Annotated in this window: 23 protein-coding genes; 9 read left to right on the top strand and 14 right to left on the bottom strand. The window is 73.4% G+C overall.

What is annotated here, in order from left to right:
* The first annotated feature begins 31 nt into the window (after positions 1-31).
* The 3 genes from V7E46_RS14425 (at position 32) to V7E46_RS14415 (ending at position 1,847) form a co-directional block, all read left to right on the top strand.
* Positions 32-766, top strand: coding sequence for a maleylpyruvate isomerase family mycothiol-dependent enzyme (locus tag V7E46_RS14425; RefSeq protein WP_333768790.1), 735 nt, complete (start codon positions 32-34; stop codon positions 764-766).
* A 4-nt stretch (positions 767-770) separates the two neighbouring features.
* The gene (locus tag V7E46_RS14420) at positions 771-1,427 is read left to right on the top strand and encodes an MBL fold metallo-hydrolase (RefSeq protein ID WP_333768789.1); all 657 of its coding nucleotides are present in this window, start codon (positions 771-773) and stop codon (positions 1,425-1,427) included.
* A gap of 147 nt (positions 1,428-1,574) precedes the next feature.
* Positions 1,575-1,847 carry a hypothetical protein gene (locus V7E46_RS14415; protein WP_333768788.1) on the top strand — a complete coding sequence of 91 codons (273 nt, stop codon included), beginning with the start codon at positions 1,575-1,577 and terminating at the stop codon, positions 1,845-1,847.
* Here V7E46_RS14415 and V7E46_RS14410 read toward each other — a convergent pair.
* Both V7E46_RS14410 and V7E46_RS14405 read right to left on the bottom strand, forming a co-directional pair.
* A complete protein-coding gene (locus tag V7E46_RS14410) occupies positions 1,828-2,187 on the bottom strand; it encodes a hypothetical protein (RefSeq protein WP_333768787.1) in 360 nt (119 codons plus the stop codon). The two genes, V7E46_RS14415 and V7E46_RS14410, sit on opposite strands and share 20 nt — an antisense overlap.
* Complete coding sequence (locus V7E46_RS14405) at positions 2,184-2,663, bottom strand: hypothetical protein (protein WP_333768786.1); 480 nt, start codon at positions 2,661-2,663, stop codon at positions 2,184-2,186. Before V7E46_RS14405 ends, V7E46_RS14410 begins: the two co-directional genes overlap by 4 nt.
* A 39-nt stretch (positions 2,664-2,702) precedes the next feature.
* On the opposite strand from V7E46_RS14405, the gene V7E46_RS14400 reads away from it, so the two are divergent.
* Positions 2,703-3,656 carry a helix-turn-helix transcriptional regulator gene (locus tag V7E46_RS14400; protein WP_333768785.1) on the top strand — a complete coding sequence of 318 codons (954 nt, stop codon included), beginning with the start codon at positions 2,703-2,705 and terminating at the stop codon, positions 3,654-3,656.
* A 113-nt stretch (positions 3,657-3,769) separates the two neighbouring features.
* Positions 3,770-4,132 (top strand): hypothetical protein, encoded by a 363-nt coding sequence (locus V7E46_RS14395; RefSeq protein WP_333768784.1) that lies wholly within the window; start codon positions 3,770-3,772, stop codon positions 4,130-4,132.
* On the opposite strand, the gene V7E46_RS14390 is transcribed toward V7E46_RS14395, so the two are convergent.
* From V7E46_RS14390 to uvrB, 7 genes are all read right to left on the bottom strand, one after another.
* The gene (locus tag V7E46_RS14390) at positions 4,113-5,759 is read right to left on the bottom strand and encodes a protein kinase domain-containing protein (protein ID WP_333768783.1); all 1,647 of its coding nucleotides are present in this window, start codon (positions 5,757-5,759) and stop codon (positions 4,113-4,115) included. The two genes, V7E46_RS14395 and V7E46_RS14390, sit on opposite strands and share 20 nt — an antisense overlap.
* Positions 5,760-5,912: 153 nt before the next feature.
* Entirely contained in the window at positions 5,913-6,722 is an 810-nt protein-coding gene (locus V7E46_RS14385) for a serine/threonine protein kinase (protein ID WP_333768782.1), read from the bottom strand.
* A gap of 184 nt (positions 6,723-6,906) precedes the next feature.
* Positions 6,907-7,938, bottom strand: coding sequence for a cytochrome c oxidase assembly protein (locus V7E46_RS14380; protein ID WP_333768781.1), 1,032 nt, complete (start codon positions 7,936-7,938; stop codon positions 6,907-6,909).
* 80 nt (positions 7,939-8,018) lie between these two features.
* Entirely contained in the window at positions 8,019-9,065 is a 1,047-nt protein-coding gene (locus V7E46_RS14375) for a TerC family protein (RefSeq protein ID WP_333768780.1), read from the bottom strand.
* An 86-nt stretch (positions 9,066-9,151) separates the two neighbouring features.
* Positions 9,152-11,098, bottom strand: coding sequence for a TerD family protein (locus tag V7E46_RS14370; protein WP_333768779.1), 1,947 nt, complete (start codon positions 11,096-11,098; stop codon positions 9,152-9,154).
* Positions 11,099-11,160: 62 nt separating this feature from the next.
* Positions 11,161-11,739, bottom strand: coding sequence for a TerD family protein (locus V7E46_RS14365; RefSeq protein ID WP_329179908.1), 579 nt, complete (start codon positions 11,737-11,739; stop codon positions 11,161-11,163).
* Positions 11,740-11,848: 109 nt separating this feature from the next.
* On the bottom strand, positions 11,849-13,942 hold the full coding sequence (gene uvrB / locus V7E46_RS14360) for an excinuclease ABC subunit UvrB (protein WP_333768778.1): 2,094 nt from the start codon (positions 13,940-13,942) through the stop codon (positions 11,849-11,851).
* A gap of 87 nt (positions 13,943-14,029) precedes the next feature.
* On the opposite strand from uvrB, the gene V7E46_RS14355 reads away from it, so the two are divergent.
* On the top strand, positions 14,030-14,557 hold the full coding sequence (locus V7E46_RS14355; RefSeq protein ID WP_333768777.1) for a methylated-DNA--[protein]-cysteine S-methyltransferase: 528 nt from the start codon (positions 14,030-14,032) through the stop codon (positions 14,555-14,557).
* A gap of 135 nt (positions 14,558-14,692) precedes the next feature.
* On the opposite strand, the gene V7E46_RS14350 is transcribed toward V7E46_RS14355, so the two are convergent.
* From V7E46_RS14350 to rpsA, 5 genes are all read right to left on the bottom strand, one after another.
* The gene (locus tag V7E46_RS14350; protein WP_333768776.1) at positions 14,693-15,628 is read right to left on the bottom strand and encodes a slipin family protein; all 936 of its coding nucleotides are present in this window, start codon (positions 15,626-15,628) and stop codon (positions 14,693-14,695) included.
* A 134-nt stretch (positions 15,629-15,762) separates the two neighbouring features.
* Positions 15,763-16,125 (bottom strand): tetratricopeptide repeat protein, encoded by a 363-nt coding sequence (locus V7E46_RS14345; RefSeq protein WP_329182598.1) that lies wholly within the window; start codon positions 16,123-16,125, stop codon positions 15,763-15,765.
* Between the two features lie 97 nt (positions 16,126-16,222).
* The gene (gene coaE, locus V7E46_RS14340; RefSeq protein WP_333768775.1) at positions 16,223-16,837 is read right to left on the bottom strand and encodes a dephospho-CoA kinase; all 615 of its coding nucleotides are present in this window, start codon (positions 16,835-16,837) and stop codon (positions 16,223-16,225) included.
* A gap of 14 nt (positions 16,838-16,851) precedes the next feature.
* On the bottom strand, positions 16,852-17,790 hold the full coding sequence (locus tag V7E46_RS14335) for a PAC2 family protein (protein WP_329179899.1): 939 nt from the start codon (positions 17,788-17,790) through the stop codon (positions 16,852-16,854).
* Between the two features lie 133 nt (positions 17,791-17,923).
* Positions 17,924-19,426: a 30S ribosomal protein S1 gene (gene rpsA, locus V7E46_RS14330; RefSeq protein WP_329179897.1), complete on the bottom strand. Its 1,503-nt coding sequence runs from the start codon at positions 19,424-19,426 to the stop codon at positions 17,924-17,926.
* A 284-nt stretch (positions 19,427-19,710) separates the two neighbouring features.
* Here rpsA and V7E46_RS14325 point away from each other — a divergent pair, with 284 nt between their 5' ends.
* The 3 genes from V7E46_RS14325 to V7E46_RS14315 form a co-directional block, all read left to right on the top strand.
* A complete protein-coding gene (locus tag V7E46_RS14325) occupies positions 19,711-20,532 on the top strand; it encodes a class I SAM-dependent methyltransferase (protein WP_333768774.1) in 822 nt (273 codons plus the stop codon).
* A gap of 124 nt (positions 20,533-20,656) precedes the next feature.
* Positions 20,657-23,152: an ATP-dependent helicase HrpB gene (hrpB, locus tag V7E46_RS14320; RefSeq protein WP_333768794.1), complete on the top strand. Its 2,496-nt coding sequence runs from the start codon at positions 20,657-20,659 to the stop codon at positions 23,150-23,152.
* Positions 23,153-23,186: 34 nt separating this feature from the next.
* The coding region (locus V7E46_RS14315) for a hypothetical protein (protein ID WP_443054155.1) at positions 23,187-23,377 on the top strand (191 nt) is incomplete at its 3' end.

The raw sequence follows: 23,377 nt of genomic DNA, 5'->3' as shown, positions 1-23,377 counted from the left end.
CCGTACCGCCGACGACCCGCCGGGAGCGCCTGTGACCGTCCAACGACCCGACCCCGACCGCGATGCGGCCGAGCTGGCGGAAGCCACGGAGCAGCTGCTCGCCGCCGCGGCCGGACTGTCCGCGCAGGACCTGGCGGGCGCCTCCCTGCTGCCCGGCTGGACCCGGGGCCATGTGCTGGCCCACCTCGCCCGCAACGCCGACGCCCTGGTGAATCTGCTGGCCTGGGCGCGGACCGGCGAGGAGACCCCGATGTACGCCGACGCGGCCACCCGCGACCGCGACATCGAAGCGGGCGCCGGCCGGCCGCCCGCCGAGCAGCTGGACGACCTGCGGGACTCCGCCGGCCGTCTCGCCGCGGCGCTGGCGGCACTGCCGCCCGCCGCCTGGGCGAGCCAGGTCGCGATGCGCTCGGGGCGGGTGATCGCTGCGGCCGAGATCCCCTGGCTGCGGCTGACCGAGGTGCGGCTGCACCACGTCGACCTCGACGCCGGCCACACCGCGGACGACCTGCCGGCCGCCTTCGCCGACCGCGAGCTGGCCTGGGTCGTCGACCGCCTGGCCGCGCACGAGGGCGTGGCCCCCGTCCGGCTGCGCGACACCGGCTCCGGCACCTCCTGGGACCTGGGTGCCGCGGCGGAGCCCGAGCTGACCGTCTCGGGGCCGGCGCGCGGCCTGCTCGCGTGGGTCAGCGGCCGCGGCAAGGGCGACGGCCTCGACGTCAGTCCCGCAGGACACCCGCTGCCGGTGCTGCCGCCGCTAGGCTGACGCCATGGCGTACAGCGGACAAGTGACGGTGGGCGGGCCCCCCGACGTACACGAACTCAGCGATCTGATCATCAGCAAGGTCGCGGTCGGCCCGATGAACAACAACGCATACCTGCTGCGCTGCCGCGCCACCGGTGAGCAGCTGCTCATCGACGCGGCGGCGGAGCCCCGGACACTGCTCGACCTGATCGGCGACGACGGGCTGGCCTCGGTGGTCACCACCCACCAGCACGCCGACCACTGGCAGGGCCTCGGCCCGGTGGTCAGGAAGACCGGCGCACGGACGTACGCGGGCCGGGACGACGCCGAGGGCATCCCGGTCCCCACCGACGTGCCCGTCGACGACGGCGGCACCATCAACGTCGGCCGGATCACCCTCACCGCCCGCCACCTGGTCGGCCACACCCCGGGCAGCATCGCGCTGGTCTACGACGACCCGCACGGCCACCCGCACGTCTTCACCGGCGACTGCCTCTTCCCCGGCGGGGTCGGCAACACCCACGACGACCCTGCGGCCTTCACCTCGCTGCTGGACGGCGTCACCGCCAAGCTCTTCGACGCCCTTCCTGACGAGACCTGGGTCTACCCGGGCCACGGCGACGACACCACGATCGGTGACGAGCGGCCCCACCTCGACGAATGGCGCAAGCGCGGCTGGTGAGCAGGCCGGCGCCTTCTCCCGTGCCTCCCCCTCCGGCGAAGGGGGAGGCCCGTGCACCGACCCGCACGCACATCTCCGCGCCGGCCACGTCCCGGCCGTCGTTGATGGCGGGTGCGGCTCTTGCGGGATTTCGTGACGCGGTGGGTCATGGACGAGCGGCGGGTGGACGGGGTCGCCTTCGCGCCGCCGTCCCTGGCGGGGCAGCTCTCGGTGAGCTTCGCCACTGACAGGCGGACCGGCATACCGGTGTCGGCCGTGCCCGCGGCCGGGCTCTGGAAGCAGACCCTCCAGTCGGCGGCCGTGGCCGCCGAACGCTTCGCCCCGGTCGCGTCGGTCACGCTGACGTTGCCGAAGCCCGCGCCCGACGCGGCGGCACGGGCGGCGGCCAGGGTCTGCCCGCTCAGGCTCCGGACCAGGTGAAGCGCGCCCTGACGTCCTTGCCGTGATAGGTGTCGTCGCCGTGGAAGACTCCCGTGCCGTCGGTGAAGCGGCCGGTCACCGGCGGGAAGAGCAGGCCGGCGCTGCTGCTCGACCAGTACAGCGACCATTCGCCGCGCTCCGGGTCGTACAGCCGCAGCGTCAGGCCGGCCGTGCCCTTGGCGGGGAAGACGGTCTCGTCGAAGTCCGCGCCGCCGCCGAAGCACCGGGAGGCGGTGGCGACACCGGGGAAGTCCTCCCAGGCGCTGTCCGCGTCGAGGAAGTCGGCACGCCGGCGGTTGGCGATGTCCCAGCTGGCGGTGAGGAAGTCGAAGTCGTTCACGTGCGGTCTCCCGTGCTGCCCTCGGGCAGCGAGTCGTCGAGGTAGCCGGCCAGGTCGGGCCGGTCAGGGGCGAGGACGTGCCGGACCCAGGCGTCGCGCTCGTGCAGGATCGGCGGCAGTTCCCAGACGCAGCCGATCAGCCGGGGCTCCAGCCGCACGAAGTGCGTCGGGTCCCGGTCGGGGCAGCCCAGGACGGGCTGCCCCGCCACGGCCGCCGCGAAGTGCAGCGCGTTGTCCCATGCCCAGGTGTAGGCGTTGAGATAGGCCCCGTCGTCCCCTCCCCTGTGGAGGACGGCGAAGGCCGCGCCGGGCGTGCCGTCGCCTTCCGGCAGCAGGTCGGGCAGGATCGCGTACGCCGCCTTCTGCACGTCGGGCGCGATGCCGGACGGGTCGGCGGTCACGTGGTAGCGCTTGACGCGCCGGCCCCCGACCTCGATCGGCGGCGGCACGGTGAGGAACTTCTCGCGGAAAGCCATGGCTGGACCGTACGACCGGTTCACTGACACCTTGTGTCAGTGAAGTCCAGCCGTCTGCTGTCGATCCTGCTGCTGCTCCAGACCCGCGGCCGGATGACCGCCGCCGAGCTGGCCGCGGAGCTGGAGGTGTCGCCGCGGACCGTCTACCGGGACGTGGAGTCGCTGCACACGGCCGGTGTGCCGCTGTACGGCGACGCCGGCCACCGGGGCGGCTACCAGCTGCTCGCGGGCTACCGCACCCGGCTGACCGGGCTGAACGCGGGCGAGGCGGAGGCGCTGTTCCTGTCGGGCGCGCCGGGTCCCGCGGCGGAACTGGGCCTCGGCCCCGCGCTGGCCGCCGCCCAGCTCAAGCTGAGGGCCGCGCTGCCGGCCGGACTGCGCGAGCAGGCCGACCGGATGCGCACCCGCTTCCACCTGGACGCGCCCGGCTGGTACGCCGCCGACGCCGAGGTTCCGTTCCTGCCGCAGGTCGCCGACGCGGTGTGGAACGGCAGGGTCCTCGATGTGCGCTACCGGCGCTGGAAGGAGCCGACCGACGTCGACCGGCGGCTCGAACCGTACGGCCTGGTCCTCAAGGCGGGCCGCTGGTACACAGTGGCGGGTCCCGGGCCGCGCACCTACCGGGTCGACCAGATCCTGCGGCTGACCGTCGGCGCGGAGCGCTGCGAGGTGCCCGCGGACTTCGACCTGGCGGACCACTGGCGGCGCTCCCAGGAGGACTTCCACGCCCGGCTGCACCACGGCGAGGCGGTGGTACGGCTGTCGCCGCGGGCCGCCGCGCGGCTGACCGGGTCCGCCGCGCGGGCACTGGAGGCGACCGGCAGGGCCGAGCCGGACGGCTGGACCCGCGCCACGCTGCCGACCGAGTCGCTGGACCAGGCGCACGCGTTCTTCCTGTCGCTGGGCGCCGAGGCGCAGGTGCTGGACCCGCCGGAGCTGCGGGACCGGATCGCCGCGACGGCCCGCGCGCTCGCCGCGGCCTACCAGCACTGATCCAGGGGGCACCGACCGCCACACCCTGTCATCTGTCAGGAGCGGAGCGTGATCGCCGCCGGTTACGTTTCTGGTGGCCGGCAGGACGGTCGGCCCCGACGGAAGGAAAGACCATGCAGAAGATCACCAGGGCGGTCACGGCAATGGCGTTCGCAGCGGGTGTGGTGGCCACGGGCGGTCTCACCAACGCACAGGCGGCAGGCAGTTCATGGGACGGCTGCCCGTCGGGCGCGGTCTGTGTCTACGCCCAGGACGCGGAGGCCGTGACACCGACCGACGTCTACTGGAGCTACGGCGCCCACAACCTGAGCAACCAGGTCGGCTGGCACTGGGTGCTCAACAACCAGACCGGCGGCGCCCACGCCCGTCTGTGCCTGGGCTCCAACGGCACCAACTGCAACTACGACATGGCCGCGCAGCACGGGGTGCGCGCCGACCTCACCCCGGTCAACTCCATCACTCTGGACCGCCCGTAGCGTCCGGGTGGAGCGCATAGCCGGCCAAATAGCGCCGGACCGTGTCGACGTAGGGCTGTACGCGGGCCGGGACACCGTGGGCGTCGACGATGGTGCGGACGCTGGTGCGGTAGGCCGCGGCGATCCACGAGGGGAGATCGCCGCGCATGCCGTCCAGCTTCAACTCCTGGTCGACCCAGCACAGATAGACGCCCATGGTGGCGATGGCGTCCGGTGCGGACATGTAGTTCTTGCGCCCGTCCAGGTCGCCGTCGACCGCCCAGGCGTTGAAGACCCTGGGCGTCCACATGGCGACTCCGTATTCGTCGGTGGCGGGCCGGCGGGCATGGACGTCGAAGCCGCTCTCCGCCTTGAGCATCGCGGCGATCAGGGCGGGGGTCACCTCCGGCTCCGCGCACAGTCGGGCGGCCTGGCCGATGGACGGGCGCAGGGCGGCCGGGACGTCGGACTGGGCCGGGAGGATGTCGTTGACGGAGGCGATCGTGGCCACCGGTGGCGCGCCCGATCCCGCCTTCGGGCGGGCCGGGCGGCTGTCGTCCGTCAGCAGCAGGCCGGCGCCGGCCGCGAGCAGCACGCCGGCCAGGGCGGCCGGAAGCAAGACCTGGCGCCGGGTACTGCGCGCCGGGGCCCTGGTTCCGGCGGGGCCGAGGGCCGCGACGCGGGCGGCCAACCGGTCGGCGGTCAGCCCGGCTCGGGCGGCGTGGTCGGGGGCCAGGCAGTCGGTGATGAGCCGGTGCCAGCCGTCGGGGAGGGACGGTGCCAGCCGCAGGGGGGCCGCGCCGCGGGCGTAGGACTGGGCGGCCAGCGCCCGGGCGCGGGCGGTGGCGCCGGGGAAGGGGTGCAGTCCGCCGCACAGCACCTCATGGGCCAGGATCCCGTAGGCCCAGATGTCAGCGGTGGGGCGGACGGCGGTGCCCTGGCTGCCGGTGCGGGCCGACCACCACTCCGGCGGGAGGTGGTCCAGGGTGCCCATGGGGGGAACGTAGGCGTGGGTGCCGTCGAGTTCCGCAGTGAGGCCGAAGTCCGCGAGCCACACCTCGCCCTGCGGTCCCAGCAGGATGTTGGCGGGCTTGAGGTCGCCGTGCAGCCAGCCCGCGCGGTGCAGATGTGCCAGTCCTGCGGCGGCGCCGCGCAGGATGCGGCCGGCGTCGGGAGGTGGGCGGCCCGCGTCGACGGTGTCGAGGACGTCCTGGACACTGCGGTCGGCGCGGTCCATGACCAGGGCGGTACAGCCGTCGAGGTCGGGGCGGGCGGGGTCGCGGACGGTCAGCGCCTCGACAGTACGGATCAGGTGCGGGTGGTGTGCGGCCAGGCTGAACCGCACCTCCCGGCGCACCAGGTCGGCCATCGCGGCCTGCTGGCCGGGGCTCAGCAGGGCGGTGCCGAGGAATTTCACGGCGGCCGCGGTGCCGTTCGCGCCCCGGGCGGTGTAGACGCTGCCCCAACTGCCCGAGCCGATCAGCCCGGTGATGGTCCAGTCGCCGAGCCGGTAGCCGTCCGGCACATCCACGGGCGCCCGGCGGCCCCGTCCGTCCTCCCGGGCACGGCCGGCCGCGGTGTTCCGCTCGCCCTGCCGTGCCCGGTCGGCCGCCGGGTCCCGCTCCTCCACCCGGGCGCCGTCGGCCACCGGGACCTGGCCAGCGTCGAGGGCGGCGTCCGGGCCACCGTCCGGGGCGCGGCCCGGGGAAGGGTGCGGGCCGCGACCGCCCGCGGGGTCCCGGCCAGCGTCAGGGACGGCGCCCGATGCGGCATGCGGGGTGGGGTCCGGTTCGGGCATGGGTCAGCTCGCCCGCGCGGCCTGACGGGCCGCGGGGGACGGCCGGGAGGGCGCCCGGGGCGGCAGCAGGGCCAGATGCTCTTCCCTGACCAGGTCGAAGCGCAGGGCGAAGGCGACGAGTTCTTCGCGCTTGCCGCCGGCGAGGGTGTCGGTGTCCGGGTCGACGGAGTCGTCGCGCAGCCGCAGTTTGGCCGAGGCGAGGTAGTCGACGTGGTAGTTGACGGCGGACCGGGTCAGGTCGCGGCAGGAGGTGAGCGGGCGCAGCCTTTCCAGGACGTCGCCGACCCCGGGGACGGCACCGGTCGAGGCGTTGCGCAGCCGCGGTTCGCACAGGGCGAGCAGGACCAGGAAGTATTTCGCGGTCGCGTCGAGGGCGAAGGGCATGACGGTGTGTTCGCCGCCGGCCGGGCCGCCGCCGGTGTCGTCGCGATAGGCGTGCTGGGGTGCGAAGACCTTGAAGCTGGCCTGCGCGCCCTCCGAGGGGAGGACGACCCGGGAGAATTCGAACGGCACGGGTGCGCCGAGCCGTCCGGGCGCGACCTTGATGTGCTCGCCCGCGCCTTCCAGATTCTCGACCACATAGGTGGCGGTACGGCTGTAGTTGGACAGCCGCCAGTAGTCCTCCGCGGCGGTGATCTGCCCGGCGCAGCGCGACACTCCCGGGTCGGGCAGCCGCACCGGCACCGGTCGTCCGGGGGCGCCGCGCCCGAAGTCCGCGGTCTGCCCCGGTCCCAGCTTGAGCAGCCGCGGCCGGCCCGCGGGCTCGGCATGCAGCCCGCGCACCTCCGGCAGTTGCACGATGACCGTGTCCATGACCCGACCCCCGTTCCGTCACCCGGATCACATGTATCTCACCGTAAGTGACGAGCCGCGCCGGAGCGCGGTTGCGCAATCAGGGCAGACGACCGGGGAGTTCACCCGGTCGGGGGAGCCCGGTGGGCCGGTCGGGTGACAGGGCGAACGCCGCCGCGGCGGAGAAGGGCGCGGGGCGTGCCGGTCAGCGCCCCCGGCGCATCCGCTCGCCGACCTCGCCCTGGTCGGTCTCCCACCAGGGCCTGGTCATCCCGGGCACAGCGGGGGCGGCGGGCGGCGCGGCGGCAGCGGTCCCGGACATAGCGGAGGCCGGAGCGGACGCGGCGGCGGGCGCGGGTTCGGAGGACGGCGCGACCGCCACCAGTGCCTCGCGGTCGAGGCGGGCGTCCAGCTCGGCTGTCTTGGCGCGCTCGGCCCGCCACCACTCCATGAAGACCAGCAGGATGAAGGGCAGCCCGACGAGTTCGGCCAGCGTCAGCATCAGTCCGCCGCCGAGCATCTGGTCATGGCGCACCCCGGGCCCCCAGGTGCGGGGGTGGTCGGTGTACCAGTGGCCGGCGACCAGGGTGCCGCTGGTCATCACCACGATGCCGGGCACCGAGTCGAACAGCCCGTCGAGGAAGACCAGCGCCGCCCGCACCGGGTGGGTGCACCAGCGCGGCAGCAGTTCCTGCCGGCTGAGCATCGGCAGCACGAACAGGCTCCCGGTGAGCAGCAGTTGCAGATGCATCAGCTGGCGGACCAGCGGGTTGCCCAGCGCGGTGGCGAAATACGGCGTGAAGTAGATGGTCAGCTCGGAGGCGAGCACCAGCAGCGAGCTGACCAGCGGATAGGTCAGGGCGCGCACCGGCCGGGAGGAGAAGGCCCGGTGCAGCCGGCCGCCCGGCTCTGCCAGCCCCAGCGGGTCGCCGAGGGCGAGGCCGAGCGGGGCGAAGAGGTCGAGCAGGATGTTCTGCACCGCCGCGGGCCAGAACAGCACCCGGTCGTAGACGGCGAGCGAGGACATCGTGGCGACCACCAGGGTGCCCAGGCCCAGCGGGTAGAAGGCGGCCGTACGCCACAGCGGCCACCGCTCCCCCGCGCGCCGCCTGCGGCGTACCCCGTGGGCGTACCAGGCGCCGAGCAGCACGACGACGGCGAGAGCCACCGTGTCGAGCTGCCAGGCGTCGAAGTACCGGGCTCCGGTCAGCTCGGGGAGGGCCTGGGGGCTCGCCACATCCGTGCCTTTCCACGTCTACCGTCGCTACGGGGCCACGGTAGACCCCGGCGCACGGTGTGCGGCGCGCCGGGGGGAGGTCAGGCGCCTATGTGCTGGTCGGGACGGTCGGCGGGCGTGTCGCCGCCGTCGCCCTCGGTGTCCCCGGTGGAGTCGGTGCCGGATCCGGCCGGGTCCTGGCCGTCGTTGCCGCGGACGGCCAGCAGGCTGGTGGCGGTGGTGACGGCGAGGACGACGACGATGACGCCGAGCGAGACCGGGATGGAGATCTCCGGCACGTGGACGCCCGCCTCGTGCAGCGCGTGCAGCACCAGCTTCACGCCGATGAAGCCGAGGATCACCGACAGGCCGTAGGACAGGTGGACCAGCTTCTTGAGCAGCCCGCCGATCAGGAAGTACAGCTGCCGCAGGCCCATCAGGGCGAAGGCGTTGGCGGTGAAGACGATGTAGGGGTCCTGGGTGAGGCCGAAGATCGCCGGGATGGAGTCCAGGGCGAAGAGCACATCGGTGGTCCCGATGGCCAGCATCACGATCAGCATCGGTGTCATCAGCCGCTTGCCGTTCTCGGTGATGAACAGCCGCGTGCCGTGGTAGCGGTCGGTGGCGGGCACCCGCTTCTCGACCATCTTGAGCAGCCGGTTCTCCTCGAACTCCGCGTCGTCCTGCTGCTCGGTGCGGGCCTCCTTGATCAGCTTCCAGGCCGTCCAGATCAGGAAGCCGCCGAAGATGAAGAACACCCAGGAGAAGCTGGCGACGATCGTGGCGCCCGCGGCGATGAAGACCGCCCGCAGCACCAGGGCGATCAGCACACCGACCAGCAGGACGCGCTGCTGGTAGTGCGAGGGCACCGCGAACCTGCCCATGATCAGGACGAAGACGAAGAGATTGTCGACGCTGAGCGATTTCTCGGTGATGTAGCCCGCGAAGAACTCTCCGGCCGGCTGTCCGCCGGAGAAGAGCAGCAGCCCGAGGCCGAAGAGCGCGGCCAGGACCACCCAGACGGCGGTCCACAGGCCGGCCTCACGGACCGATACATCATGCGGGGTGCGGCCGATCAGGAAGTCCGCGGCGATCAGCGCGCACAGGCCGGCAATGGTCAACACCCAGAGGGCGAGGGAGACGTCCACAGGTCCTCCGTCGGGTCGAAAAGACTCGGTCAAAGAACCGTACACGAATAACCAAGGAATGGTAAAATTAACCTCAAGAGCGCAGGTCAGGCCCCATACGCCGGGCGTGCCGCGGCCAGCTGCCTGAGCACATCGGTGAGGATCCGGCTGCCCGGCGGCACCAGCGGCGGCTCGTACGTCCAGGCGTGCCCGACCCACGGGTCGGCCAGATGGTCGCTGGGCAGCGGGGTGAGCCGCAGCAGCGAACGCCACAGCGGATCGAGCACGGGACCGTACGCCGCCGCGTCCTCCCGGTCGGCCACCACCAGCAGATGGAGGCCCGCCGAGGGGCCCTCGTCGGCGAGATAGCGAAGCTGGTTGACCGACCGGTCGTCGAAGCCGTACGGGAACTCGTTGACGATCAGCAGCTGCTCGGCGGTGTCGAAACCGGGCGGCAGGTCCTCGGCGGCGCCACCGCGTCTGGCCATCTGGATCAGGTCGACCCGCTCGGTGAGCCGGGTCAGCAGCTCGCTCACCCCGGCCGCGCCCGCGGCGGGCGGCGGCAGCACGAGCGCGCCGCCGGAATGCAGCGGGGCGAGCGCGGTCGCGCCCGATCCCGCCGGGTCCAGGGCGTGCACCGCGAAGGCGCCCACCGGGTGCGAGGCGAGCAGCCGGGCCGCCACCGCCACCGCCGCCTCCACGGCCGCCCTGCGGTTCTCGGCGCTGTCCACCCACAGGCCGCGTTCCAGCGGGAGCCGGCTCAGCAGCGGGATACGCAGCTCGGGCGCCTCCGGCAGGCACAGGCTGCCGAGGCGGACGGCGAGCGGCAGCCGCTCGGGCACCCGGTAGCCGTGCCACACCGGATTCTCCCAGCCGGCGAATTCCGGCGGCAGCGCCGGCTCGACGGCCTCGGCCTCCGCGGTGAGCTGCGCCAGGTCCCGGTCGAGCACCGCCCTGGCCTGGTCGACCAGCGCCGCCTGCTTGCCCTGGGCGTCCTCGCGGGCCGCCTCCGCCGCCGCGCCGCCCCGGGTGCGCGGGTCGGCCAGCAGCCGGTCCAGCTCCTGCTCGAAGCGCGACTCGGCGAAGTCCGCGGCGCTGCGATACGCCGCCACCGACCGCGACAGGTCCTCGAACATGCCCCAGACCTGGTTGTAGAGCCGCTCATCCATCGAGCTCCCCGCCGCGTCCCCGGCCACCGGCACCCGCGGCGCCTCCGCGGGCGGCGGCGGAGGCGCCGACGCCGGCGCAGGACGGTCGTCGCGGGGCGTCGGCACCTGGCCCGGCCGCGCGGGCGGGGCCGGCGGCGGAGTGGCGGGCGCGGTGCGGCGCCGGGGGTGCCGGTAGTCCACCGGACCCCCGGCCCCGGACGGCCGCGCACCGGCCGCGGCGCCCGTTCCCGAGGTGCGGTCTGCCTGGTGGGAGCCCGTCCCGGACGGACTCGCGGCGGCGCGGTCCGCGCCCGCGGGCGCGGGCAGGTCGACCGAGCGGGCCTGCTCGCGGTCGACCGCGATGTGCACGGCCGCGGCCGACCCCGCCGGGTCGGGAACCCCCTGGTCGAGGAACAGCGCGGGCAGGCCGCCCCGGTAGCCCTGGCCGACCGCGCGGACCTTCCAGGCCGACTGGCGGCGGTACAGCTCGACGGCCAGCAGGGCGGTCTCCGCGCCGAGGCCGGTGATGGTGAAACCGGCGATGGCGGCGCCTTCCGGCGTGGTGACCGCGACCCGGGGAGCGGGGACGGCGCCGAAATCGGCGGGGGCACCCGGGCGGGCCGCCGCGCCGGACAGCGCGAGCAGCACATGCACCCGGTGCACCGCGGGCGGCATCGCGCCGAGGTCCACCGCGAGCCGGTGCTCCGCCGCGGCCTGCCGCGGCACCTCGACCCCGGCCAGCTGCGGCTCACCGGGGTGGGCGAGCCAGTCCCCGTCGCCGACGACCCGCCCCGCCTCGTCCCCGAGGGTGACCGCGGCCACCACCGGTGCGCCCGCCGAGACCCGGATCTCCAGCCGGTTGCCGGGCAGCGGATGGTTCTGCCCCCGGACCAGTTCGGCCGCCATGTCCGCCGCCCCCGTCTTTCTGTGTTAGGTGAACTGCTACGGCCCGCCGGCCGGACCCGCTGTCAGAGGGCGGGAAGAATGGCCGGGATCAGGTCCTGGAAGGTCCGCCCGTTGGCCGGGGTGCCGATCGCCGTCATCGACCAGCCGGTCGTGCCGCGCTGCACCTTCGCCATGATCTGCGCGGTGTACGCGCCGCCGCCGGTCAGGGTGTAGCGGGCCAGTTCCTGGCCGTTGGTCTCGTCCACCAGCCGGCAGAACGCGTTCTCCACCTCGGCGAAGGTCTGGCCGGTGAAGGAGTTCACGGTGAAGACGATCTGGTCGACATGGACCGGGACGCGGGACAGGTCGACGATGATCGACTCGTCGTCGCCGCCCTGGCCGACGCCGCCGACCAGGTTGTCGCCGGTGTGCCGGACGGAACCGTCGTCACTGGTGAGGTGGCGGAAGAACACCACGTCCACCGGCTGCTTGTCGGCGAAGAGCACCGCGGAGGCGTCCAGGTCGATCTCCCGGGTGCGGCTTCCGAACAGCCCGCGACGCGGTGCCGCCTTCCAGCCGAGCCCCATCCTGACCGCCGTCAACGAGCCTCCGTCGGCCTTGCTCAGGCTGATCTTCTGGCCCTTGGTCATGTTGACCGTCACGCGCTTGCCCCTCTCACCCGTCACCTGATGTGTGCGGTTGTTGCCCCGCACCCTAACAAGACGCGGGGTGACCGTATCCCGGTTCGTCCTGCGGCGATTTCCGCCGGAGTCACGCCATTCCCGCGTCCCGCATCTGGCGCAACTCCTTTTTCAGGTCTCCCAGTTCGTCCCGGATCCTGGCGGCCACCTCGAACTGCAGCTCCGCCGCCGCCGCGTGCATCTGGTCGGTCAGCTGCCCGATGAGGTCGGCCAGCTCCTCGGCGGGCAGCGCCTGCGCGGAGCGCTTGCCGCCCTTCGACGACAGGCCGGGCACCGGTGCCTTGCCGCGCGAGCGCTGGCGTCCGGAGCCGAGCAGCTCCTCGGTGTCGGCGTCCTCCCGGGCGAAGGAGTCGAGGATGCCGGCGATCTTCTTGCGCAGCGGCTGCGGATCGACCCCGCGCTCGGTGTTGTACGCGATCTGCTTCTCGCGGCGGCGGTTGGTCTCCTCGATGGCCCGCTCCATACCGGGGGTGATCCGGTCGGCGTACATATGGACCTGGCCCGACACGTTACGGGCCGCGCGGCCGATGGTCTGGATCAGCGAGGTGCCCGAGCGCAGGAAGCCCTCCTTGTCCGCGTCCAGGATCGCCACCAGCGACACCTCGGGCAGGTCGAGGCCCTCACGCAGCAGGTTGATGCCGACCAGCACGTCGTACTCGCCGGCCCGCAGCTCCTGCAGCAGCTCCACCCGGCGCAGGGTGTCGATGTCGCTGTGCAGATAGCGCACCTGGATGCCCAGCTCCAGCAGGTAGTCGGTGAGGTCCTCGGACATCTTCTTGGTCAGCGTGGTGACCAGGACCCGCTCGTCCTTCTCGGTGCGCAGCCTGATCTCGTGCACCAGGTCGTCGATCTGGCCCTCGGTGGGCTTGACCACCACCTCCGGGTCGATCAGGCCGGTCGGGCGGATGATCTGCTCCACCACACCGTCGCCGCGCGACAGCTCGTACGGACCCGGGGTCGCCGACAGGTAGACGCTCTGGCCGACCCTGGTCAGGAATTCCTCCCACTTCAGCGGCCGGTTGTCCAGCGCGGACGGCAGCCGGAAGCCGTGGTCCACCAGGGTGCGCTTGCGCGACGCGTCGCCCTCGTACATCGCGCCGATCTGCGGCACGGTGACATGCGACTCGTCGATGACCAGCAGGAAGTCCTCGGGGAAGTAGTCGATCAGGGTGTCGGGGGCGCTGCCCTGCTCGCGGCCGTCGATATGCCGCGAGTAGTTCTCGATGCCGGAACAGCTGCCGATCTGCCGCATCATCTCGATGTCGTAGGTGGTGCGCATCCGCAGCCGCTGGGCCTCCAGCAGCTTGCCCTGCTTCTCCATCTGCGCGAGCTGCCCCTCCAACTCGTGCTCGATCCCGGCGATGGCCCGCTCCATGCGCTCGGGGCCCGCCACGTAGTGGGTGGCGGGGAAGACGTAGATCTGCTCGTCCTCGGTGATGACCTCGCCGGTCAGCGGGTGCAGGGTGTAGAGCGCCTCGATCTCGTCGCCGAACATCTCGATCCGCACGGCCAGCTGCTCGTACACCGGGAAGATCTCCACGGTGTCGCCGCGCACCCGGAAGGTGCCGCGGGTGAACGCCATGTCGTTGCGCGTGTACTGGATGTCGACGAAGCGGCGCAGCAGCTGGTCGCGCTCGATCACGTCGCCGACCTTGAGCCGCACCATCCGGTCGATGTACTCCTGCGGGGTGCCCAGGCCGTAGATGCAGGACACCGAGGCCACCACGACGACGTCGCGCCTGGTCAGCAGGGAATTGGTGGCGGAGTGCCGGAGCCGCTCCACCTCCTCGTTGATCGAGGAGTCCTTCTCGATGTAGGTGTCGGTCTGCGGGACGTACGCCTCGGGCTGGTAGTAGTCGTAGTACGAGACGAAGTATTCGACCGCGTTGTTCGGCAGCAGCTCGCGGAATTCGTTGGCCAGCTGCGCCGCGAGGGTCTTGTTCGGCGCCATCACCAGGGTGGGGCGCTGCAGCCGCTCGATCATCCAGGCCGTCGTGGCGGACTTGCCCGTGCCGGTGGCACCGAGCAGCACCACGTCCTGCTCCCCCGCGCGGATCCGCCGCTCCAGGTCGTCGATGGCCGCCGGCTGGTCGCCGCTGGGCTGGAAGGGACTGACGACCTCGAAAGGCGCCACCGTGCGTTCGATGTCTGATACGGGCCGCATGAGACCACCGTACGACCACCCACTGACAATCCGCCCGGCCCGCGGTCCCGTGCGGTGTTGTCGGACCCTCCCCCTACGCTGGCGGGCATGACGAGCGCTGCCTGGACCGTGTACGACGCGCCCATCGGACCGCTGCTGGTGGCGGCCACCGAGGAGGGCCTGGTCCTCGTCGTCTTCAGGGCCGGCGAGGAGACCGCCGCGCGGGCGGTGGCGGCGGTGGGACGCCGGCTGGGCTGCGCGCCGGTGGAGGACGCCGCGCGGCTGGCGCCGGTGACCGCCCAGCTGGACGGTTACTTCGCGGGCACGCTGAGGGACTTCGACCTGCCGCTGGACTGGTCGCTGATCACCGGTTTCCAGCGGCGGGTGCTGCGGGAGCTGGCCGAGGGGGTGCCGTACGGCACGGTGGTCGGCTATCAGGACCTGGCCGACCGGGTCGGCGAGCCGGACGCGGCCCGCGCGGTGGGCGGTGCGATGGGCGCCAATCCGCTGCCCGTGGTGGTGCCGTGCCACCGGGTGGTCGAGAGCGGCGGCGGCATAGGCGGCTTCGGCGGCGGCCTGGAGATCAAGCGGACGCTGCTCGCGCTCGAAGGAGTGCTCCCGGCGCCACTGTTCTGAACTGTTCTGACCCCCACACCGCCGCCGGCCGGCCCCGAGCCCGTCCGAGCGCCGGGTGCACACCGGCAGCGGCGGGCGTACGACCGCGGGCCGCGCCGGCGGGGTCACGACCGCGTGGCGCCGCAGGCGCGCGGGCTACTCCTCGGACGTCCTCGGGTCGGGGATCTGCAGCGGGGACGCCGACTCCGGCAGCTCGGTGCGGCCGGCCTGCCCGACCTCGGCCGGCTCGTCCGCCGCCGCCACCTGCGGCGCGGCGGCCGGCTGCTGCCCGGCCGGGGGCGCCTCGGGCGCGCCCGGCGCCGCGGCGCCCGAGCCCTGCGCGGCGCGGTCGAAGAAGCGCAGCAGCTCGACGGGGAAGGGCAGCACCAGCGTCGAGTTCTTCTCGGCGGCGACCTCCACCACCGTCTGGAGCATGCGCAGCTGGAGCGCCGCCGGGTTGGCGTCCATGGTCCTGGCCGCCTCGGAGAGCTTGTGCGAGGCCTGGAGCTCACCGTCGGCGGTGATGATCCTGGCCCGCCGCTCGCGGTCCGCCTCCGCCTGCCGCGCCATGGAGCGCTTCATGGACTCGGGCAGCGCCACGTCCTTGATCTCGACCCGGTCGATGTGCACACCCCAGCCGGTGGCGGGCGTGGACAGCATCAGCTCCAGGCCCTCGTGCAGCTTCTCCCGCCCGGACAGCAGGTCGTCCAGGTCGCTCTTGCCGATGATGGAGCGCAGCGAGGTCTGCGCGACCTGGAGCATCGCAAACTGGTAGTTCTGCACGTCCACGGTCGCCCGGACCGGGTCCACGACCCGGAAGTAGAGCACCGCGTCCACCCGGACCGACACATTGTCGCGGGTGATGCCCTCCTGCGAGGGCACCGGCATCGTGACGACCTGCATGTTGACCTTGGTCATCCGGTCCATGAAGGGCACCAGCAGGCGCGGCCCCGGCTCTTTGGGCAGCGCGTTGACCCGGCCGAAGCGGTAGACGACGCCGCGCTCGTACTGCTTGACGACCCGCAGGCCGCTCAGCACCGATATCAGGCCGACCACCGCTGCGACGACCAGCACTACCACGACGACTTCCATGTCCCCCCGCTCCGCTCGGCCAAGGGTGTGAAGATATCGGCAGCGCCCGGCGGACGCATCCGCGAGGGGCGCTTTCTTGACAGGACCTTTGACGAGCCGTCGGCGCCGACAGCGGCACCGTCCCCGGGCCTGTCCTAGGACTCGAAGCGGGCCGCCGCGAGATAGTCGGGGCGCGGGTCGAGGGCGGCGGCCAGCCGGAAGTGCCGTTTCGCCTCGTCGGCCCGGCTGGCCCGCTCCAGGGTGCGGCCGAGCGCGAAGTGGGCGAACGCGTTGTCCGGCTCGCGCTCCAGCACGATCTGGAACTCCAGCTCCGCGGGCCGCAGTTGTGCGGCGAGGAAGAAGGCGCGGGCACGCAGCAGCCGGGCCGCGGTGTTCTCCGGGTGGGCGGCGATGACCGGGTCGAGCAGCTTGACCGCGCCGCGCGGGTCGCGCGCGGCAAGCAGGTGCTCAGCGGCGCGGAAGTCGATCACATCGGTCTCTGGGGTGCGCTCGGGCAACTCCGCCTCCCTGACATCGGGCACGGGGACGAATGATCGTCCGCTCAGACATACCCAACACACCGCCCGGCAATCGCATTCCCTCGCAACCGCCCGGCTACGCCCCGTCCCGCGCCGCCCGCAGCCGCTCGCGCAGTTCGGCCCACACCGCGCGGACCTGCGGCTCCAGCGCGTCGAGCGGGCCGTCGTTGTCGATCACCAGGTCGGCGACCGCGAGGCGTTCGGCGCGGCTCGCCTGGGCGGCCATCCGGGAGCGGGCCTCGTCCTCGGCCATGCCGCGCAGCCGTACCAGCCGGTCGAGCTGGGTGGCGGGGTCGGCGTCCACCACGACGACCAGGTCGAAGAGCGGGGCCAGCCCGTTCTCGGTAAGCAGCGGCACGTCCTGGAGCACGATGTCCCCGGGGCCCGCGGCCCGCCGCAGTGCGTCGGAGCGGGCAGCGATCAGCGGGTGCAGGATCGCGTTGAGCGCCTTGCGCCGGTCCTCGTCGGCGAAGACGACCGCGCCGAGCTTCGGCCGGTCCAGCGACCCGTCCGGGGCCAGCACACCGGTGCCGAACTCGGCGACCACCGCGGCCAGCCCTCCGGTACCGGGCTCGACCACCTCGCGGGCGATCCGGTCGGAGTCGACCAGGACCGCCCCGTAGGACGCGAGCAGCCGCCCCACCTCGCTCTTGCCGGCTCCGATGCCGCCGGTCAGACCCACTGTCAGCATGGCGGCCAGCCTACTCAGCGACCGCCGTCGTCCTCCCGGTCGGCCAGGAAACGCTCGAACTCGGCCGCGAGGTCGTCGGCCGTGGGCAGGTCGACGGGCTCGGCGATCAGGCTTTCGCGGGACTGCGACCCGGCGACCGCGTCGTACTGGCTCTCCAGGCCGCGCACCACGGACACCAGTTCGCCGTCGCCCTCGGCGACCTGCCGGTCGATCTCGACCCGTACGGTGTGCGCCTCATTGCGCAGGGCGTGGGCGATCTCGGGCAGCACAAGGCCAGTGGCGGCGGTGATCGCCTCCAGCACGGCGAGGGCCGCGTCCGGATACGGGGAGCGCGCCAGATAGTGCGGCACGTGCGCGGCGACCCCGAGCACGTCGCGGCCGGCCTCGGCCATCCGCAGTTCGACCAGCGCGGCGGCGCTGCCGGGCACCTGGGCCTCGTCGAACCAGGCGCGGTGACCGGGCATCAGGTCGACCCGGTTGCCGTGCGGGGTCAGGCCGACCGGGCGGGTGTGCGGCACGCCCATCGGGATGCCGTGGAAGTTGATGGCGAGCCGGACGCCGAGGCGCTCGACGACCTGGAGCACCGCGGTGGCGAAACGCTCCCACTCCACATCCGGCTCCGAGCCGGTGAGCAGCAGGAACGGGGTGCCGGTGGTGTCGCGCACCAGATAGAGGTCGATCTCCGGCGCTTCGTAGGACGTCCAGTGGTCGCGCTCGAAGGTCATCAGCGGCCGGCGGGCCCGGTAGTCGACCAGCCGGTCGGCGTCGAAACGCGCGATGAGCTGGTTGTCGAGCCGGTCCAGCAGCTGCTGGCTGATCTGTTCACCGGTCTCACCGGCGTCCATGAACCCCTCGAAGTGGTACAGCAGCACGGGCCCCGCGTCTCCGACCGCTTCGTCCACGGCCTCGGCCCCGCCCGGCACGTACTCATACAGCCCTTGCGGATCCAGCACGATGATCGCCCTCCTCATTCTCTGTCACCACAACGAACAACCCCGGCCCGCCATTCCCCGCACGGCCCAGGACGCAGTGCGGCCCCGCCCCCCTGGAAAGGGGGGCGGGGCCGCGACAGCTGGTGGCTACCGGTCAGCTCTGGCCGCCGGCCAGCTTCTCGCGCAGGGCCGCCAGGGCCTCGTCGGAAGCCAGGGCGCCGGAGGTGTCGTCGGACTCCGAGGAGTACGAACCGCCGCCGGTGCCCGCGCCGCCGGACGCCGGAGCCGCGCTGCCGGCCTCGGCCGCCGCCTGCTCGTCGGCCTCGCGGGACTTGATGACCTGCGCCTGGTGCTGCTCGAAGCGGGTCTGGGCCGTGGCGTACTGGCCCTCCCACTCCTCGCGCTGCTTGTCGTATCCCTCGAGCCAGTCGTTCGTCTCGGGGTCGAAGCCCTCGGGGTAGATGTAGTTCCCCTGGTCGTCGTACGACGCCGCCATGCCGTAGAGCGTCGGGTCGAACTCGACCGAGGCCGGGTCGGAGCCGAAGGACTCGTTGGCCTGCTTGAGGGACAGCGAGATCCGGCGACGCTCCAGGTCGATGTCGATGACCTTGACGAAGATCTCGTCGTTGACCTGGACGACCTGCTCCGGGATCTCCACGTGGCGCTCGGCCAGCTCGGAGATGTGGACCAGGCCCTCGATGCCCTCGTCGACGCGGACGAACGCGCCGAACGGGACGAGCTTGGTGACCTTGCCGGGCACGACCTGCCCGATCTGGTGCGTCCGGGCGAACTGCTGCCACGGGTCTTCCTGGGTCGCCTTCAGCGACAGCGAGACGCGCTCGCGGTCCATGTCGACGTCCAGGACCTCGACCGTGACCTCCTGGCCGACCTCGACGACCTCGGAGGGGTGGTCGATGTGCTTCCAGGACAGCTCCGAGACGTGCACCAGACCGTCGACACCGCCGAGGTCCACGAACGCACCGAAGTTGACGATGGAGGAGACGACGCCGGAGCGCACCTGGCCCTTCTGCAGGGTGGTGAGGAAGGTCTGGCGGACCTCGCTCTGGGTCTGCTCCAGCCAGGCACGGCGGGACAGCACCACGTTGTTGCGGTTCTTGTCCAGCTCGATGATCTTGGCTTCGAGCTCCTTGCCCACGTAGGGCTGGAGGTCGCGCACCCGGCGCATCTCGACCAGCGAGGCGGGCAGGAAGCCGCGCAGGCCGATGTCGAGGATGAGACCGCCCTTGACGACCTCGATGACGGTACCGGTGACGATGCCGTCCTCTTCCTTGATCTTCTCGATGGTGCCCCACGCGCGCTCGTACTGCGCACGCTTCTTCGAGAGGATCAGGCGGCCTTCCTTGTCCTCCTTCTGGAGAACCAGGGCCTCGATCTCATCGCCCACGGCGACGACCTCGTTGGGGTCGACGTCGTGCTTGATGGACAGCTCGCGGGAGGGAATGACACCTTCGGTCTTGTAACCGATGTCGAGCAGGACCTCGTCCCGGTCGACCTTCACGATGACGCCGTCGACGATGTCGCCGTCGTTGAAGTACTTGATCGTCTCGTCGATCGCGGCGAGGAAGGCTTCCTCGTTGCCGATGTCGTTGACCGCCACCTGCGGGGTGGTACGAGGGGCCTCGGTGCTGCTCGTCATTAGGGAAAGGACTCCGGTACGGACAGTAAGTCGTAGGTACTGCTACGCCGGGAGCCTTTTTCAATCCTGCCCCGATACCGCCGGCGGTGAGGCCGAGGGGATCGTGCGGCAAAGTCGAGCGTGGCCTGCTCGGTCTGAGGCGCGCAGGCTCGCAGCGCAACTTGTAGCATACGGGGGCAGCCGTGCAGGGTCAATGCACGAAGAGCGCACCGGACGCGTAACGAACCAAACCGGCGCATGTCCACCGACCGCAGGTCTTTCCAGAGAGTACGACGACTGCCGCGATGATCCAAGGACCCGAACCCGAAGCCACCCGGCGCAGCGCCGGCGTCACGGAGAGCAGCCGGGCCAGCCGAGGCTGGTGGGACCGCAACGCCGACGACTACCAGATCGAGCACGGCGACTTCCTCGGTGACGACCGGTTCGTCTGGTGCCCCGAAGGACTGGACGAGGCGGAGGCCGCGCTGCTCGGCCCCGCGGCCGGTTTGAAGGGCCGTGCGGTGCTGGAGATCGGCGCGGGCGCCGCCCAGTGCTCGCGCTGGCTGGCCGCGCAGGGCGCACTGCCGGTGGCGCTCGACCTGTCGCGGCGGCAGTTGCAGCACGCGCGGCGGATCGACCAGGAGGCCGAGGGGTCCGCGCCGGTGCCGCTGGTGCAGGCCGACGCCGCCTTCCTGCCCTTCGCCGACGGCTCCTTCGACCTGGCCTGCTCGGCCTACGGCGCGCTGCCCTTCATCGCCGACACCGCCCGGGTGCAGCGCGAGGTGCGCCGGGTGCTGCGGCCCGGCGGGCGCTGGGTCTTCTCGGTCACCCACCCGGTGCGCTGGGCCTTCCCCGACGAGCCGGGGCCCGAGGGGCTGACCGCCGGGTCGTCGTACTTCGACCGGACGCCCTACGTCGAGCAGGACGACCGCGGCCTGGCGGTCTACGTCGAGCACCACCGCACGCTCGGCGACCGGGTGCGCGAGATCGCCGCGGCCGGGCTGCGGCTGGTCGACCTGGTCGAACCGGAGTGGCCGGCCTGGAACGAGCAGGAGTGGGGCGGCTGGTCCCCGCTGCGCGGCCGGCTGCTGCCGGGCACCGCGGTCTTCGTGTGCGTGGCGGAATGACGGTACGCGGCGGAGCCCGCTGCCCCGCCGCTGGTGCGCGGGCGGCGCGGTGACCGGCCCGGCAGCGGGCTCGGGCGGTTCGGGCGGCCCGGGGTCGGACGGTACGGGCCCGAGGGGCCCGGCGATCCGGGCCGAGGGGCGCGCCCTGCCGGTCGCCGCCGTCGTCCCCGCGCTGCTCGACGCGCTCGCCGGCCACGGGTGCGCGGTGCTGGCCGCACCGCCCGGCACCGGCAAGACCACGCTGGTGCCGCTGCTGCTGCCCGGCGCGGACGGGCGTCCCCCCGGGCGGGTCGTCGTCGCCGAGCCGCGCCGGATGGCGGCCAGGGCCGCCGCCCGCCGGATGGCCTGGCTGCTGGGCGAACAGGTCGGCGCGACGGTGGGCTTCACCGTGCGCGGCGAGCGGCGGGTGTCAGCGGCCACCACCGTGGAGGTGGTGACCACCGGTGTGCTGCTGCAACGGCTCCAGCGCGACCCGGAGCTGGCCGGCGTCGGCACCGTCGTGCTCGACGAGTGCCACGAGCGGCACCTCGACGCGGACACCGCGATGGCCTTCCTGCTGGACGTACGCGCCACGCTGCGTCCTGAGCTGCGGCTGGTGGCCGCGTCCGCGACGACCGACACGGCGGCCTGGGCCGCGCTGCTCGGCGCGCCCGTGGTGGAGGCGGCAGGCGTGCTGCACCCGGTGGCGGTGCGGTGGGCGCCGCCGCCGCGGCAGGTCCGGCCGCCGCACGGCATGCGGGTGGACCCGGCGCTGCTCGACCATGTCGCGGCGGTCGTCCGCGGGGCGCTGGCCGAGGGCGGCGAAGCGGGGGACGTGCTGTGCTTCCTGCCCGGCGTCGGGGAGATCGCCCGGGTGGCCGGCATGCTGTCCGGGCTCGGTGTCGACGTCCTCCAACTGCACGGGCGGGCCCCGGCCGCGGTCCAGGACGCGGCTCTGGCGCCCGGGCAGCGCCGCCGGGTCCTGCTGGCCACGTCGGTCGCCGAGTCCAGCCTGACCGTGCCGGGGGTGAGGACGGTGGTCGACAGCGGCCTCGCCCGTGAGCCGCGGATGGACCACGCCCGGGGCCTGGGGGCGCTGACCACCGTCAGGGTGTCGCGGGCCGCGGCCGAGCAGCGGGCCGGGCGCGCCGGGCGTGAGGCGCCCGGCACGGTGTACCGCTGCTGGGCGCAGGGCGAGCACGACCGGCTGGCCCGGCAGCCCGCGCCGGAGATCGCGCTGGCCGACCTCACCGGCTTCGCCCTCCAGGCCGCGTGCTGGGGCGAGCCCGACGCCACCGGGCTGGCGCTGCTCGACCCGCCGCCGCCCGGCGCGCTGGCCGCCGCGCGCACCACCTTGCGCACGCTGGGCGCGGTCGACGCGGCGGGCCGCGCCACCCCGCGCGGGCGCAGGCTGGGGCTGCTCGGCCTGCACCCGAGGCTGGCCCGCGCGCTGCTGGACGCCGCGCCCGCGCTGGGCGCCGCGCGGGCCGCCGAGGTGACCGCGCTGCTGTCAGAGGAGGTCCCGGCCGGCTACGGCCCCGACCTCGCCGCCGCCTGGCACACCGCCCGCCGGGGCGGCGACGCCTACGGCGCCCGCTGGCGCACCGAGGCCCGCCGGCTGGAGGCCGCGCTGCGTACGGCGGGCGGCAGGTTTCCCGGGGGCGGCCACGCGCCGGGCGACGACGCCGCCGCGGGGCTCGTCGTCGCGCTGGCCTTCCCCGAGCGGCTGGCGCGGCGGCGCCCGGACGGCGGGTATCTGATGGTTTCGGGCACCGGAGCCGAGGCCGGGCCGGGGCTCGGCGGGGCCGAGTGGGTGGCGGTGGCGGTGGCCGACCGCGGTGCGGGACGGGCGGCGGCGCGCGTGCGGCTCGCCGCGGTGGTGGACGAGCGGACGGCCCGCGACGCCGCCGCCTGGGCGCTGGAGCGCTACGAGGAGGTCCGCTGGGCGCAGGGCGACGTGGTGGCCAGGCGGGTGGAGCGGCTGGGCGCGGTGGAGTTGGCCGCGGCGCCGCTGCGCTCGCCCGACCCGGCCGCGGTGCGGGCCGCGCTGCTCGACGGGCTCACCGCCGAGGGCACCGGGCTGCTGCGGTGGAGCAGGGACGCCCGGGAGCTGCGGCAGCGGATGGCGTTCGTCCACCGGGTGCTGGGCGCGCCCTGGCCGGATGTCGCGGAGGACGCGCTGCTGGCCCGCGCCGGTGAGTGGCTGGGCCCGGAGCTGGCCGGCGCCCGGCGCCGCGCGGACCTGGAGCGGATCGAGGCGGGCGCGGCCCTGCCCAGGCTGCTGCCGTGGGCGGGCGGCGCGGCGGCGGGGTTCGGCGAGCTGGCACCCGAGCGCATCGAGGTGCCGACCGGTTCGCGGATCCGTGTCGACTACAGCGGCGAGCAGCCCGTACTGGCCGTCAAACTCCAGGAGTTGTTCGGCCTCGCGGACACCCCGCGGGTCGCCGGGGTGCCTGTGCTGGTCCATCTGCTCTCGCCCGCGGGGCGCCCGGCCGCGGTGACCGCGGACCTGGCGTCCTTCTGGCGGGACGGCTACCGGGCGGTGCGCGCCGAACTGCGCGGCCGCTACCCGCGGCACCCGTGGCCCGAGGACCCCTCGACCGCCGTACCGACCCGGCGCACCAACTCCCGGCGGACGTAGGTCCGGTCAGGGCGCCGGGCTGACTGCCGCCGCGGTGGTCGCGGCGGCGCTGGCGGTCGGCGCGGGCGTCGCGGAGTCGGAGGGGGTGGGCGTCGCGGTGCCGGTGCCACACGGGTCGCCGGCGGGCGTGCCGGACGGCGTGGGCGTCGGGGTGGCGCTGTCGCTCGGCGTGGGCGTCGGGGACGGCGACGGGCAGCCCGGGGTGGTCGGCGGGTCGGTGGGGTC

Origin of the sequence: Streptomyces sp. IBSBF 2435 (genome assembly GCF_036815005.1) — a bacterium.
GTDB lineage: Bacteria > Actinomycetota > Actinomycetes > Streptomycetales > Streptomycetaceae > Actinacidiphila.
Note: the sequence above shows the minus strand (reverse complement) of the source record. Positions and strands in the feature narration are given on the sequence as shown.